The following is a 15855-nucleotide window of genomic DNA, read 5'->3' on the forward strand; positions in this document are numbered from 1 at the left end:
ATCAAAATGGTAGTGACTCTGATTTGCCCAATCGCGATGGACGAAGGTTTACGCTTCGCAATCCGTGAAGGTGGTCGTACAGTTGGTGCTGGTGTAGTAGCTAAAATCATCGCTTAATTGCGATAGAAATTAGTTTGAAAAGGAAGCTTCGGCTTCCTTTTTTGTTTAAGTGGATTATTTCATAGGTTTTGTGGTTTGCATGGGATTCGCATCCTTGCTTACAAAGTCGAATAAGAATACAATCTATGGCCGATTTTTGACCCTGAGCTTATGCTATTTTGCGTTTCTAAGGGTGTTCGGAAATGCAGAGTGATGTGGGATTATGCCCGTCAATTAATGTGCTCTAAGCTCAGGCCGTATTGAGTAACGGAAAAACCGATGACAACAAATACTGAAAACCAGAACAATTCTCTGGATATCGTGAAGTGGGGTTTAGTGATTGTATTGCTAGCCGCTGCTGTTATTGGCAATCAAATGTATAGCGAAGCCAGTGCCGTCATACGTGCGCTTAGTGTTATCGTTGCATTCGCTATTGCTGGTTTTATTGCGCTTCAGACTGTAAAAGGTAAAAAAGCGTTAGCTTTTGCCCGTGAAGCGCATATCGAAGTGCGCAAGGTTGTATGGCCGACGCGTCAAGAAGCGCTAAACACCACTTTTATTGTCCTTGCAGCAACAGGTATCTTAGCTCTTATCCTTTGGGGTATGGATGCTGTGTTAATGCGAATTGTCAATTTTATCACTGGCGTATAGGCACCTCGAATGACTGAAGCTAAAGAAGCTAAAAAAAGATGGTATGTAGTGCAGGCATTCTCAGGCTATGAAGGCCGAGTTTGTAAGTCACTGATTGAATATATTAAAATGCATGGCATGGAAGCATACTTCGGTGAAGTATTGGTTCCGACTGAAGAAGTCATCGAAATGCGTGCAGGTCAGCGTCGCAAGAGCGAACGAAAGTTTTTCCCTGGCTACGTGTTAGTCCAGATGGAAATGAACGATGACAGCTGGCATTTAGTCAAAAGCATCCCGCGTGTTTTAGGCTTTATTGGCGGAACGTCTGATCGTCCTGCCCCAATTTCAGATAAAGAAGCTGATGCAATTCTGCGTCGCTTACAAGAAACGACAGCGTCACCGACTCATAGAACCATATTTGAGCCTGGTGAAGTGGTACGTGTGTGTGATGGTCCATTTGCTGACTTTAACGGCACCGTTGAAGAAGTGGATTATGACAAGAGCCGCGTGAAAGTATCAGTGATGATCTTTGGTCGTTCTACGCCTGTTGAACTTGATTTTAGTCAAGTTGAAAAAGGCTGATTAAATAAACTACAAAATCCGTTTGGCAACGGGTGCGAATTTCTATATAATTCGCACCCGTTGTTTTCGGGGGAGCATGTCAGCATGTCGCTGATGCGCGTTTGAACCCAAACTGAGGAAATGTCAGATGGCAAAGAAGATTGATGCTTATATTAAGCTACAAGTAAAATCCGGTTCTGCGAACCCATCACCACCAGTTGGTCCAGCTTTGGGTCAAAAAGGTGTGAACATCATGGAATTCTGTAAAGCGTTTAACGCCCGTACAGAAAAAATGGAAAAAGGCATGCCTATTCCTGTCGTGATCACTGTTTACAGTGACCGTTCATTCACTTTTGAAACTAAGACTTCTCCAGCGTCTTACTTACTGAAGACTGCTGCAGGCCTGAAATCAGGTTCTCCACGTCCAAACACTCAGAAAGTGGGTACTATCGCTCGCGCTAAAGTTCAAGAAATTGCTGAACTGAAAGCTGCCGATATGACTGGTGCTGACATTGAGGCGATGACTCGCTCAATCGAAGGTACTGCGCGTTCAATGGGTTTGGTTGTAGAGGATTAATATAATGGCAAAGCTAACTAAACGCATGCGCGTAATTCGCGAAAAAGTTGACGGTACTAAAAGCTACGATATCAACGAAGCTGTTGCTCTGTTAAAAGAATTAGCAACTGCAAAATTCGTTGAAAGTGTAGACGTAGCAGTTAACCTGGGTATTGACCCACGTAAATCTGACCAAAACGTTCGTGGTGCAACAGTGTTGCCACACGGTACTGGTCGTGACGTTCGCGTTGCAGTATTTACACAAGGTGCAAATGCTGAAGCTGCTAAAGCTGCTGGCGCTGAGCTAGTTGGTATGGATGATCTGGCTGAGAAAATCAAAGCCGGTGAAATGAACTTTGACGTAGTTATCGCATCTCCAGATGCAATGCGCGTTGTTGGTATGTTAGGTCAAATCTTAGGCCCACGTGGTTTAATGCCTAACCCTAAAACAGGTACAGTAACGCCAAACGTTGCTGAAGCTGTTAAGAACGCCAAAGCGGGTCAAGTTCGTTACCGTAACGACAAGAACGGTATTATCCACACTACTATCGGTAAAGTGGATTTCACACCAGTTCAATTGAAAGAAAACTTGGAAGCGTTAGTGTCAGCACTGAAAAAGGCTAAGCCTGCAGTTGCTAAAGGCATTTTCGTGAAAAAGATCAGCATCTCTACCACTATGGGTGCAGGTGTTGCAGTTGATCAAGCTACGCTTGAAACAACTCTATAATTTTACAAAGCGGGTGCATTAGTCTATAATGCGCGCACTTTGTGGGTTGAAGCCTGTTTTATCTTCTGTTTAGGCGGAATTTAACTCAGGTTTCCGTCCAAGACCGCAGGTGTTTTTTGTAAAAATAACTTAATTTCCTGCGTAGACGGTGTCAGGCCCCAGCTAAAATTTTTTACTGGATAATCTGCACCGTAAGTCACTAAATACATAAGTATTTAGTATGGTAAATACTAGGGAATACCCTAGGTAGAATCCAGGAGTAAAGCCAATGGCATTAAGACTCGAAGACAAAAAAGCGATTGTTGCTGAAGTCAACGAAGCTGCCAAAGGTGCGCTATCTGCAGTTGCCGCTGATTCTCGCGGTGTGACTGTAGGTGCTATGACCGGTCTGCGTAAAAAAGCTCGCGAAGCTGGTGTATATGTACGTGTAGTACGTAACACGCTAGCTCGTCGTGCTGTTGAAGGTACTGCTTTTGAGTGCCTAGCAGAAACGTTCACTGGCCCAACTTTGATTGCTTTTTCTTTAGAGCACCCAGGTGCTGCAGCACGTCTGTTAAAAGACTTTGCTAAAGAACAAGCTAACTTCGAAGTTAAAGGCGCAGCCTTTGAAGGGAATTTCATCCCTGCAGCTGAAATTGATCGTTTGGCGAAACTGCCAACATACGAAGAAGCACTAGCTCAGTTAATGATGACTATGAAAGAAGCATCTGCTGGCAAGTTCGTTCGTACACTGGCCGCCCTGCGCGATCAAAAACAAGAAGCCGCTTAATTTCAAGCTGGCTGCTTAATAAAATTGAATTCAGAACAATAGGAAACATTTGTTATGTCTATCACTAAAGACCAAATCTTAGAAGCCTTTGCAGCTATGTCTGTAATGGAAGTTGTTGAACTGATCGAAGCTATGGAAGAGAAGTTCGGCGTTTCTGCTGCTGCTGCTGTTGTTTCTGGCGGTGCAGAAGCAGTTGTTGTTGAAGAACAAACAGAATTCAACGTAGTTCTGACTGCTCACGGCGACAACAAAGTTGCAGTTATTAAAGCCATCCGTGGTGCAACTGGTTTAGGCCTGAAAGAAGCTAAAGCTATGTCTGAAGCTGCTCCAGTAGCAGTTAAAGAAGGCGTTTCTAAAGAAGAAGCTGAAGCTCTGAAGAAAGAACTTACTGAAGCTGGTGCTTCTGTAGAAATTAAGTAAGCTATTATTTAGCTTGCTCACCCAAGCCACTTGGGTGGAGGCTGGCGGTTTTTTAACCGTCGGCCTTTTTTGCGCTATATGCGCTGGCGATTTTTTTTCACCGTTTGTCGCCAAATTTTGCAGTCCCTAGCAGAGATTACTGGTTAGGTTCTTGCCATCAACGGTGATGGGCAAACGTGCTGAATTTTAATAACTTAAGTTATTTATTCAGTCTTGGTCACATCTCGTAAGCAGAGGAAACCCATGGTTTACTCCTATTCTGAAAAGAAGCGTATTCGCAAAGACTTTGGTAAGCGTCCAAAAGTTTTGGATATCCCTTATTTATTGTCTATCCAGCTAGACTCTTTTAAGAAGTTCACCGATCAAGATCCTACCGGTGAGCGCGGTTTAGAAGCCGCCTTCCGTAGCGTTTTTCCCATCAAGAGCTTTTCTGGTAACTCAGAACTGCAATACGTCAGCTATAAGCTTGGCGAGCCTGTTTTTGATGTGAAAGAGTGTCAGATCCGTGGTGTTACGTATTCAGCTCCACTACGCGTTAAATTACGCATGGTGTTGTATGACCGTGAAGCAGCGGCGGGCACAGTAAAAGATATTAAAGAACAAGAAGTCTACATGGGTGATATCCCATTGATGACGGATAACGGTACTTTTGTTATCAACGGTACTGAGCGTGTAATCGTATCTCAATTACACCGTTCTCCAGGCGTGTTCTTTGATCATGACCGTGGTAAAACCCACTCATCAGGTAAGGTGCTGTATAACGCACGTATTATTCCTTACCGTGGTTCATGGCTTGACTTTGAATTCGATCCTAAAGATGCACTATTTGTGCGTATTGACCGTCGCCGCAAACTGCCTGCGACCATCATGTTACGTGCATTAGAATATTCTACTCAAGAGATCCTCGATCTGTTCTTCGAACGCGTTGAGTTCAAGATCAAGAAAGATACTCTGGTCATGTCTTTGGTGCCTGAACGTCTGCGTGGCGAAACTGCCAGCTATGACATCAAGGATGCTGAAGGTTCTGTACTGGTTGAAGCGGGACGTCGTATTACTGCGCGTCACATTCGTCAGTTAGAAAAGACCAATACCACTGAGCTTGAAGTGCCAGTTGAATATATCGTGGGCAAATATGCTGCTCAAGATTATATCGATCCGGACACAGGTGAAGTTTTAGTCTCTGCCAACAGTGAAATTAGCTTAGAAGATCTGGCTAAACTATCATTGGCCGGTATTAAAGATATCAGCACGTTGTATATCAACGAGTTAGATCATGGTGCTTATATTTCAGATACGCTGCGTATCGATTCAACCACTAACCGCTTAGAAGCGCTGGTTGAGATCTATCGTATGATGCGTCCTGGCGAGCCACCAACCAAAGATGCTGCCGAAGCACTATTCCAGAACTTGTTCTTCAGTGAAGAGCGTTATGACCTGTCTAAAGTAGGTCGTATGAAGTTCAACCGTCGTCTCAGCATTCCTGATGACGAAGGTAGCGGTGTATTGTCTAAAGAAGACATCGTCGCGGTAATGAAGAACATCATTCATATCCGTAACGGTTTCGACGAAGTCGATGACATCGATCACTTAGGTAACCGTCGTATTCGTAGCGTCGGTGAAATGGCTGAAAACCAATTCCGTGTTGGTTTAGTCCGTGTTGAGCGCGCCGTGCGTGAACGTCTGTCTTTAGGCGATCTGAACGAGCTGATGCCACAAGACTTGATCAACGCTAAGCCAATTTCTGCTGCAGTGAAAGAGTTCTTCGGTTCTTCTCAGCTGTCACAATTCATGGATCAAAACAACCCGCTGTCAGAAGTAACGCATAAGCGTCGTATTTCTGCTCTTGGCCCTGGTGGTTTGACTCGTGAACGTGCAGGCTTCGAAGTCCGCGACGTACATCCAACGCATTATGGTCGTTTATGTCCAATTGAGACCCCTGAAGGTCCAAACATTGGTCTAATCAACTCATTAGCAAGTTTTGCCCGTACTAACTCTTACGGCTTCCTAGAAACGCCATACCGCAAGGTTATCGACGGCGTGATTACTGACGAAGTGGAATACTTGTCAGCAATCGAAGAAGGTCGTTATGTGATTGCACAGGCGAACATTGAAGTTGACGCGAACGGTCGTATGGCAGAAGAGCAAATTGCTTGTCGTCATAAAGGTGAATCTACCTTTATGCGCGCTGCTGACATCCAGTATATGGACGTTTCGCCACAACAGATTATTTCTGTTGCTGCGTCGCTGATCCCGTTCTTAGAACACGACGATGCTAACCGTGCCTTGATGGGTGCGAACATGCAACGTCAAGCCGTACCCACACTGCGCTCTGAAAAGCCGCTAGTAGGTACTGGTATTGAACGTACTTTGGCTGTTGACTCTGGTGTTGTGGTTGTTGCTAAACGTGGTGGTTTTGTAGACTACGTTGATGCGAGCCGCATCGTTGTTAAAGTAAATGAAGATGAGTTGCGTCCAGGCGAAGCCGGTATCGACATTTATAACCTGACTAAATACACCCGTTCTAACCAAAACACTTGTATTAACCAACGCCCTTGTTGTGCTGTTGGTGAGCCAGTCGTTCGTGGTGACGTGTTAGCAGACGGTCCGTCTACTGACTTAGGTGACTTAGCCCTTGGCCAGAACATGCGTATCGCATTCATGCCTTGGAACGGTTACAACTTCGAAGACTCGATCTTAATTTCTGAGCGCGTAGCGCAAGAAGACCGTTTCACCACTATCCACATTCAGGAGCTCTCTTGTATTGCTCGTGATACTAAACTGGGTAGCGAAGAAATCACGGCTGATATTCCAAACGTAGGTGAATCTGCTCTGTCGAAACTCGATGAGTCAGGTATCGTTTACATTGGTGCAGAAGTGAAGGGCGGCGATATTCTGGTTGGTAAAGTGACGCCAAAAGGCGAAACACAGCTAACGCCAGAAGAGAAGTTACTCCGTGCTATCTTCGGTGAGAAAGCGTCTGACGTTAAAGACAGTTCACTGCGTGTTCCTAACTCTGTTAAGGGCACTATCATCGACGTTCAGGTATTTACCCGTGACGGCGTTGAAAAAGACAAGCGTGCAGTTGAAATCGAAGAGATGCACATTGCCCAAGCTCGTAAAGACTTAGGCGAAGAGTTCAAGATCCTTGAAGAAGGTGTATTGAGCCGTGCGCGTAACCTGTTAATCGGTGCTGGTTTCACTGAAGCGCAAATTGCTGCGTTGCCACGTAAAGATGTATTGGTTCAAGTCATTGACGATGAAGCAAAACAAACTGAACTTGAGCAATTAGCTGAACAGCATGAAGAGCTGAAAGCTGACTTCGATAAGAAGTTTGAAATCAAACGTCGCAAGATCACCCAAGGTGATGACTTGGCGCCAGGCGTACTCAAGATCGTTAAGGTTTACTTAGCGGTTAAGCGTACTATCCAACCTGGTGACAAGATGGCGGGTCGTCACGGTAACAAGGGTGTTATCTCTAAGATTTGCCCAATCGAAGACATGCCATATGACGAACAAGGTAACCCAGTAGACATCGTATTGAACCCGCTAGGTGTTCCATCACGTATGAACATTGGTCAGGTACTTGAAGTCCATATGGGCGCCGCTGCCAAAGGTATTGGTAACAAGATCACTGCGATGCTTGAAGAACAGCGTGAGCTGGCTGAAGTTCGTGGTTACATCAAGCAAGTTTATGAATTAGGTGACGAAGTGCAGCAGCGCGTCGATATCGATTCATTCACTGATGATGAAGTATTACGTCTTGCGACTAACCTGAAAGGCGGTATCCCGATTGCAACTCCTGCATTCGACGGTGCTAAAGAGAAAGAGATCAAGCAGATGCTTGAACTTGCAGGTTTGCCAACCTCTGGTCAGTTGAAGTTGTTTGATGGTCGTACCGGTAACGAATTTGAGCGTCAAGTAACGGTAGGTTACATGTACATGCTCAAACTGAACCACTTAGTTGATGACAAGATGCACGCCCGTTCTACCGGTTCGTACAGCTTAGTGACTCAACAACCACTGGGCGGTAAAGCTCAGTTCGGTGGTCAGCGTTTCGGTGAGATGGAAGTGTGGGCACTAGAAGCATACGGTGCCGCTTATACGCTTCAAGAAATGCTCACTGTTAAATCGGATGACGTTAACGGTCGTACTCAGATGTATAAGAACATCGTCGACGGTAACCATCAGATGCAACCTGGCATGCCAGAGTCCTTCAACGTGTTACTGAAGGAGATCCGTTCACTCGGTATTAATATCGAGTTGGATCAGGCATAAGCGCAGGCCTTTAGCCGCGTTTGGCAAACAGAATGGTGCTCCGTGCAAGCGGAGCACCCGGTTTAACTCCTTCAGGAGAGAAACGTGAAAGACTTATTAAAGTTTCTGAAACAGCAAAGCAAGACTGAAGAATTTAACGGCATCAAAATTGGTCTGGCATCGCCTGATCTGATCCGTTCTTGGTCTTTTGGTGAAGTTAAGAAGCCAGAAACCATCAACTACCGTACCTTCAAGCCTGAGCGTGAAGGTCTGTTCTGTGCGCGTATCTTTGGCCCAGTCAAAGATTACGAATGTTTGTGCGGTAAGTACAAACGTTTGAAGCACCGTGGTGTTATTTGTGAAAAGTGTGGCGTTGAAGTAACCCAAACTAAAGTACGTCGTGAGCGTATGGGTCACATCGAACTGGCTAGCCCAGTTGCGCACATTTGGTTCTTAAAATCACTGCCGTCACGTATTGGCTTAATGCTGGATATGACGCTGCGTGATATCGAACGCGTACTGTATTTTGAATCATTTGTCGTGATCGAGCCTGGCATGACCAGCCTTGAACGTGGCCAAATGCTGACAGAAGAAACTTATCTGGATGCATTAGAAGAATACGGTGATGAGTTCGAAGCTAAAATGGGTGCCGAAGCAGTACTTGAGCTGTTACGTGCTATCGATTTAGCGAAAGAAATCGAACAAATGCGTGAAGAATTGCCTTCAATCAATTCTGAGACTCGTCGCAAGAAAGTGACTAAACGTCTTAAGTTGATGGAAGCATTCTACACGTCAGGCAACAAGCCTGAGTGGATGATCTTAAAAGTACTGCCTGTGTTACCACCTGACTTACGTCCGTTGGTACCGCTCGATGGCGGCCGCTTCGCGACTTCAGATCTTAACGACCTGTATCGCCGCGTGATCAACCGTAACAACCGTTTGAAGCGTCTGTTAGATTTAGCTGCGCCAGACATTATCGTACGCAACGAAAAGCGTATGTTACAAGAGTCTGTTGATGCGCTATTAGATAACGGTCGTCGTGGTCGTGCTATTACCGGTTCTAACAAACGTCCTCTGAAATCTTTGGCCGATATGATCAAAGGTAAGCAAGGTCGTTTCCGTCAGAACTTATTGGGTAAGCGCGTCGACTATTCTGGTCGTTCGGTAATTACTGTAGGTCCTACTCTACGTCTGCACCAATGTGGTCTTCCTAAGAAGATGGCACTGGAACTGTTCAAGCCATTCATCTATGGCAAGCTAGAAGGTCGTGGCTTAGCTACTACCATCAAAGCGGCTAAGAAGATGGTTGAGCGTGAAGTGGCGGAAGTTTGGGACGTTCTGGATGAAGTGATCCGCGAACATCCAGTGATGCTCAACCGTGCACCAACACTGCATAGACTGGGTATTCAAGCGTTCGAACCAGTATTGATTGAAGGTAAAGCGATCCAGTTACACCCACTCGTTTGTGCGGCATACAACGCCGACTTCGACGGTGATCAAATGGCGGTACACGTACCGTTAACACTGGAAGCGCAGCTTGAAGCCCGTGCCCTGATGATGTCTACCAACAACATCCTGTCACCAGCCAACGGCGAGCCTGTTATCACTCCGTCTCAAGACGTGGTATTGGGTCTTTACTACACTAGCCGTGAGCGTATTAACGGTCGTGGTGAAGGTATGGCATTTATGTCTGTTGCTGAAGTTGAAAAAGCTTACGCAACTGGCGCTGCTGAACTGCATGCCCGCGTTAAAGTTCGTATCACTGAAACCATTATTGGTGACGATGGTGAGCGCACTGAACAACGCCGTATCGTTGATACGACTGTGGGTCGTGCTTTGCTGTCACTTATTCTGCCAGCAGGTTTGTCATTTGATCTGGTTAACCAGAACATGGGCAAAAAGCAGATCTCTAAACTGTTGAACACCTGTTATCGTCAACTGGGTCTGAAAGATACTGTTATCTTCGCTGACCAATTGATGTATACCGGTTTCCGTTTTGCAACCATCTCTGGTGCCTCTGTAGGTATCGATGACATGGTTATTCCAGACGAGAAATACACCTTAGTTGCTGATGCAGAAGCGGAAGTTCTTGAAATTCAAGAGCAGTTCCAATCTGGTCTAGTCACAGCCGGTGAGCGTTACAACAAAGTTATCGATATCTGGGCAAGTGCCAACGAAAAAGTTTCTAAAGCTATGATGGAAAACCTGTCAACTGAGACAGTGATTAACCGTGATGGCGTTGAAGAGAAACAAGCCTCGTTTAACAGCATCTATATGATGGCTGACTCAGGCGCTCGTGGTAGTGCCGCACAGATCCGTCAGTTGGCGGGTATGCGTGGTCTGATGGCTAAGCCAGATGGCTCAATCATCGAAACGCCAATTACCGCTAACTTCCGTGAAGGTCTAAACGTACTCCAGTACTTTATTTCTACTCACGGTGCGCGTAAAGGTCTAGCCGATACGGCATTGAAGACAGCGAACTCGGGTTACCTGACTCGTCGTCTTGTAGATGTTGCACAAGATTTAGTGGTTATCGAAGACGATTGTGGTACTCACGAAGGTCTAACCATGAAACCGCTGATTGAAGGTGGTGATGTGGTTGAGCCGTTACGTGAACGCGTACTGGGTCGTGTGGTTGCGATTGATGTGTTCTATCCAGGCACTGAAGACGTATTAGCACCACGTAACACGCTACTCGACGAAGCATGGTGTGACAAGTTAGAAGAGCATTCAATCGACGAAGTGATTGTACGTTCTGTTATTTCTTGTGATACCGATTTCGGTGTGTGTGCAGCTTGTTACGGTCGTGACTTGGCTCGTGGTCATATTATTAACCACGGTGAAGCCATCGGTGTTGTGGCAGCACAATCTATCGGTGAACCAGGTACACAGTTAACGATGCGTACGTTCCACATCGGTGGTGCGGCATCTAGAGCGTCTGCAGAAAACAATGTCCAAGTGAAAAACTCGGGCTCATTGAAACTGCATAATGCTAAGCATGTTACTAACAGTGACGGCAAACTGGTTATCGTTTCTCGTTCTTCTGAACTGGCTGTTATTGACGAGCTGGGTCGTGAGAAAGAGCGTTATAAAGTGCCATACGGTACTGTGCTCGAGAAACTAGAAGAAGCGGCTGTTGAAGCGGGCGATGTTATCGCTAACTGGGATCCACATACTCACCCAATCATTTCTGAAGTGGCGGGTAGTATCAAGTTTGTAGACATGATTGACGGTGTCACTATGACACGTCAAACAGACGAACTAACGGGTCTGTCATCAATCGTGATCCTTGACGTTGGTCAGCGTGGTACTGCGGGTAAAGAAATGCGCCCAATGATCCGTCTGCTTGGCGCTAATGGTGCTGACTTGATGATCCCAGGTACTGAAGTACCAGCACAATACTTCTTACCAGGTAGTGCGATCGTTAACTTAGAAGATAACGCGCAAATCAATGTGGGTGACGCATTAGCTCGTATTCCTCAGGAATCGTCTAAAACACGCGACATCACCGGTGGTCTGCCACGCGTTGCTGACTTGTTCGAAGCGCGTAAGCCAAAAGAGCCTGCTATTCTGGCGGAAATCTCTGGTACCATCTCGTTTGGTAAAGAGACCAAAGGTAAGCGTCGTTTGGTGATTACACCTGCTGATGGCGGCGATCATTATGAAGAGATGATCCCTAAGTGGCGTAACTTAAACGTGTTCGAAGGTGAAAAAGTCGAACGCGGTGAAGTTATCGCTGACGGTCCAGAAGCTGCGCACGACATTCTGCGTCTTCGTGGTATCCACAACGTAGCTAACTACATTGTGAACGAAGTACAGGACGTTTACCGTCTGCAAGGCGTGAAGATCAACGATAAGCATATCGAAGTGATCATCCGTCAGATGCTGCGTAAGTGTCTTATCACTTCTGCCGGTGACACTGACTTCCTCGAAGGGGAACAAGCTGAAGTGTCGCGCGTGAAGATCGCTAACCGCGAACTGATCGCCCAAGGTAAAGTGCCTGCGACCTTTGAACGTGAACTACTGGGTATTACTAAAGCATCTCTGGCAACAGAATCCTTTATCTCAGCAGCATCGTTCCAAGAAACCACGCGCGTACTGACCGAAGCCGCCGTAGGTGGTAAGAGCGATCAATTACGTGGTCTGAAAGAAAACGTTATCGTTGGCCGACTGATCCCAGCCGGTACTGGTTACGCTTATCACAAGACTCGTAATGAAGCGCGTGCGAAGAAAAACGAACCTGTAGTAGTGAACAAGATCACTGCAAGTGAAGCCGAACAGAACTTGGCCGATCTCTTAAACTTGGCTGGTAGCCAAGATTAAGTAATAAGTTTGTTATAAAAAGGCGCCTATGGCGCCTTTTTTCTTGTAATATGCCGCAAAAGTTGGCTATTTCTTGACAGTCAGGCATTACCTTTCTAAAATTCCGCGTCCCACCATTGTGGGATATAGATTTTTCACACCTTATCGTTGAGTTTGATTCAACTGACTCGGAGCTATACATGGCAACTGTAAACCAGTTGGTACGTAAGCCACGCGCGCCAAAAGTCGACAAGACTAACGTGCCTGCGTTGAATGCGTGCCCGCAAAAACGTGGTGTTTGTACACGTGTGTACACTACTACCCCTAAAAAACCTAACTCTGCACTACGTAAAGTAGCTCGTGTGCGTCTAACTAACGGTTTCGAAGTTACTTCGTATATCGGCGGTGAAGGCCACAACCTGCAGGAACATAGCGTGATCTTAATCCGTGGTGGTCGTGTTAAAGACTTACCAGGTGTGCGTTATCACACTATTCGTGGCGCATTAGACTGTGCAGGCGTGACTTCACGTCGCCAAAGCCGTTCTAAATACGGTGCTAAGCGTCCTAAGTCTTAACTTATCCGTTAAGTAAGGCCAAGCTAGTTTTATTTTGAGAATTCCAGTTTTGGAAATCCCTGAAGCATACGGAGAATTGTTATGCCAAGACGTCGCGTTGTAGGACAACGTAAAATCCTACCAGATCCAAAGTTTCACAGTGAGTTGCTGGCTAAGTTCATCAACGTCATTATGCAAGACGGCAAAAAGTCGACTGCAGAAAAAATTATTTACAAGGCACTAGATGTTGTCGCTGAAAAGAAAAGCGAAAACCATTTAGTTATCCTTGAAGCAGCCCTGGACAACGTTCGCCCATCAGTCGAAGTTAAATCTCGTCGCGTTGGTGGTTCTACGTACCAGGTACCATGTGAAGTTCGTCCTGTGCGTCGTAACGCACTGGCGATGCGCTGGTTAGTTGAAGCTGCTCGTAAGCGTGGTGAAAAATCTATGGCTTTACGTCTGGCAGGTGAAATGCTGGATGCGTCTGAAAACAAAGGTACTGCTGTTAAGAAGCGTGAAGACGTGCATCGCATGGCTGAAGCTAACAAAGCCTTTGCTCATTACCGTTGGTAATATGATGGTGTGGGCTTAGGCCCACACCATAGTTGTTGATATTGCCAAGACTTAGGTCTTGGTGGAGAGGGTATAATCGTGGCTCGTACAACCCCAATTGAGCGTTATCGTAATATCGGTATTTGTGCTCATGTTGACGCAGGTAAAACCACCACAACAGAACGTGTTCTGTTCTATACCGGTTTGTCTCATAAAATCGGTGAGGTGCATGACGGCGCCGCTACCACAGACTGGATGGTTCAAGAGCAAGAGCGTGGTATCACTATCACCTCGGCTGCGGTAACCACATTCTGGCGTGGTATGGATGCTCAATTCACTGAACACCGCATCAATATCATCGATACCCCTGGTCACGTTGACTTTACTATTGAAGTTGAACGGTCTCTGCGCGTACTCGACGGCGCTGTTGTCGTTTTCTGTGGTTCATCAGGTGTTGAACCCCAGTCAGAAACAGTGTGGCGTCAAGCTGATAAATACCGCGTTCCACGTTTGGTATTTATCAACAAGATGGACCGTGCAGGTGCAGACTTTGAACGTGTAGTGAAGCAAATTAGAACTCGTCTTGGAGCCACTTGTGTGCCTATTCAATTGAATATCGGTGCAGAAGAAAACTTCAAAGGCGTGATCGACTTAATCAAGATGAAAGCAATTAACTGGAATGAATCAGACCAGGGTATGACTTTCACTTATGAGGAGATCCCTGCAGAGTTAGCAGCTAAAGCGGCTGAAATGCATGAGTATCTGGTTGAAGTGGCAGCCGAATCTTCGGATGAACTGATGGATAAGTACCTTGAAGAAGGCACGCTATCAGAAGACGAAATTAAAAAGGCGCTACGTCAGCGTACTATAAATAATGAAATCGTTTTAGCGACTTGTGGTTCTGCATTTAAGAACAAAGGCGTTCAAGCGGTACTTGATGCGGTTATTGAATTCTTGCCAGCGCCAATTGATGTGCCTCCAATTAAGGGCATCGACGAGAACGACCAAGAAGTAGAGCGCCCATCAGATGACAATGCGCCTTTTGCTGCATTGGCATTTAAGATTGCTACAGATCCATTCGTAGGAACTTTGACCTTTATTCGCGTGTACTCAGGCGTACTCGAATCAGGTTCGGGTGTTTACAACTCTGTCAAACAGAAGCGTGAACGCGTAGGTCGTATGGTGCAAATGCACGCAAACGATCGCACTGAACTGAAAGAAGTCCGTGCTGGTGATATCGCAGCGGCGATTGGTCTAAAAGAAGTGACTACGGGTGATACGCTTTGTGATAACGATCATAGAGTGATCTTGGAACGTATGGAGTTCCCAGAGCCAGTAATTACCATTGCCGTTGAGCCTAAGTCAAAAGCCGACCAGGACAAAATGGGTATCGCGTTGCAAAAGCTTGCAGCGGAAGATCCATCATTCCGAGTTGAAACTGACGAAGAATCATCACAAACTCTGATTTCGGGTATGGGTGAGTTACACTTAGACATCATCGTCGACCGTATGCGTCGCGAATTCGGTGTTGAATGTAACGTAGGTAAGCCACAAGTGGCCTATCGCGAAACTATCCGAGCTTCAGTAGAAGCTGAAGGTAAATTTGTACGCCAATCAGGTGGTCGTGGACAATTCGGTCACGTTTGGTTAAAACTAGAGCCTAATGAAGAAGGCGCTGGTTACGAATTTGTCAATGCTGTTGTGGGAGGTGTGATTCCTCGTGAATTCATTCCTGCGGTTGATAAAGGTATCCAAGAACAGATGAAGAATGGCGTTCTCGCTGGCTTCCCTGTGTTGGACGTGAAGGTCACTCTGTTCGATGGTTCATATCATGATGTGGATTCGAACGAGATGGCGTTCAAAATTGCAGGTTCTATGGGCTTCAAAAAGGGTGCGCTTGAAGCGAATCCGGCGTTGCTCGAACCTTGCATGAAAGTAGAAGTAACTACCCCTGAAAATTATATGGGTGACGTCGTTGGTGATTTGAACCGTCGTCGTGGCTTAATTGAAGGGATGGATGATGGCTTCGGTGGCATCAAAATAGTCCATGCTGTAGTGCCTCTTTCTGAAATGTTTGGTTATGCAACTGATTTGCGCTCTGCTACACAGGGTCGCGCTTCATACTCTATGGAGTTCTTGAAGTACTCTGATGCACCGCAAAACATTGCAAAAGCGATTATTGAATCTCGTAGCTAATATCCAGTTACGACATAAATGTTATTATGGTCCAGCACTGACTGGACTATTCTGAAAAGAAAGGAATATATCGTGGCAAAAGCTAAATTTGAACGTATTAAGCCTCACGTAAACGTGGGCACCATTGGTCACGTTGACCATGGTAAAACCACACTGACTGCAGCTATCTCTCACGTACTGGCTAAGACCTACGGTGGCGAAGCTAAAGACTTCTCTCAAATCGATAACGCTCCAG

General features: G+C 46.0%; 12 protein-coding genes and 1 pseudogene. All 13 read left to right on the forward strand.

All coding sequences use genetic code 11. From position 1 onward, the window contains the following. A pseudogene (locus tag KFE26_RS22165) lies at nucleotides 1–117 on the forward strand (elongation factor Tu); the annotation flags it as partial. Nucleotides 118–378: 261 nt separating this feature from the next. Beyond that, nucleotides 379–750, forward strand: coding sequence for a preprotein translocase subunit SecE (gene secE, locus KFE26_RS22170; protein ID WP_006083613.1), 372 nt, complete (start codon nucleotides 379–381; stop codon nucleotides 748–750). 9 nt (nucleotides 751–759) lie between these two features. After that, entirely contained in the window at nucleotides 760–1311 is a 552-nt protein-coding gene (gene nusG, locus KFE26_RS22175; RefSeq protein ID WP_105251029.1) for a transcription termination/antitermination protein NusG, read from the forward strand. Between the two features lie 127 nt (nucleotides 1312–1438). Beyond that, nucleotides 1439–1867 (forward strand): 50S ribosomal protein L11, encoded by a 429-nt coding sequence (gene rplK / locus KFE26_RS22180; RefSeq protein ID WP_006083611.1) that lies wholly within the window; start codon nucleotides 1439–1441, stop codon nucleotides 1865–1867. Between the two features lie 4 nt (nucleotides 1868–1871). Further along, nucleotides 1872–2573, forward strand: coding sequence for a 50S ribosomal protein L1 (rplA, locus tag KFE26_RS22185; protein WP_105251030.1), 702 nt, complete (start codon nucleotides 1872–1874; stop codon nucleotides 2571–2573). 268 nt (nucleotides 2574–2841) lie between these two features. After that, nucleotides 2842–3342 (forward strand): 50S ribosomal protein L10, encoded by a 501-nt coding sequence (gene rplJ, locus KFE26_RS22190; protein ID WP_006083609.1) that lies wholly within the window; start codon nucleotides 2842–2844, stop codon nucleotides 3340–3342. Nucleotides 3343–3396: 54 nt separating this feature from the next. After that, the gene (gene rplL, locus KFE26_RS22195; RefSeq protein ID WP_105251031.1) at nucleotides 3397–3762 is read left to right on the forward strand and encodes a 50S ribosomal protein L7/L12; all 366 of its coding nucleotides are present in this window, start codon (nucleotides 3397–3399) and stop codon (nucleotides 3760–3762) included. A gap of 243 nt (nucleotides 3763–4005) precedes the next feature. Continuing rightward, complete coding sequence (gene rpoB / locus KFE26_RS22200) at nucleotides 4006–8037, forward strand: DNA-directed RNA polymerase subunit beta (RefSeq protein WP_113941599.1); 4032 nt, start codon at nucleotides 4006–4008, stop codon at nucleotides 8035–8037. An 84-nt stretch (nucleotides 8038–8121) separates the two neighbouring features. Continuing rightward, a complete protein-coding gene (rpoC, locus tag KFE26_RS22205) occupies nucleotides 8122–12339 on the forward strand; it encodes a DNA-directed RNA polymerase subunit beta' (protein WP_105251033.1) in 4218 nt (1405 codons plus the stop codon). 179 nt (nucleotides 12340–12518) lie between these two features. After that, nucleotides 12519–12893: a 30S ribosomal protein S12 gene (rpsL, locus tag KFE26_RS22210; RefSeq protein WP_006083605.1), complete on the forward strand. Its 375-nt coding sequence runs from the start codon at nucleotides 12519–12521 to the stop codon at nucleotides 12891–12893. A gap of 81 nt (nucleotides 12894–12974) precedes the next feature. After that, nucleotides 12975–13445 (forward strand): 30S ribosomal protein S7, encoded by a 471-nt coding sequence (rpsG, locus tag KFE26_RS22215; RefSeq protein ID WP_011787570.1) that lies wholly within the window; start codon nucleotides 12975–12977, stop codon nucleotides 13443–13445. A gap of 78 nt (nucleotides 13446–13523) precedes the next feature. Beyond that, nucleotides 13524–15620, forward strand: a complete 2097-nt coding sequence (fusA, locus tag KFE26_RS22220; protein ID WP_006083603.1) for an elongation factor G — start codon at nucleotides 13524–13526, stop codon at nucleotides 15618–15620. A gap of 72 nt (nucleotides 15621–15692) precedes the next feature. Continuing rightward, on the forward strand, nucleotides 15693–15855 hold a 163-nt coding region (locus KFE26_RS22225), incomplete at its 3' end, for a GTP-binding protein (RefSeq protein WP_242326501.1).

The sequence above is a fragment of the Shewanella sp. M16 genome (genome assembly GCF_018224605.1).
Taxonomy (GTDB): Bacteria; Pseudomonadota; Gammaproteobacteria; order Enterobacterales; family Shewanellaceae; genus Shewanella; species Shewanella oncorhynchi.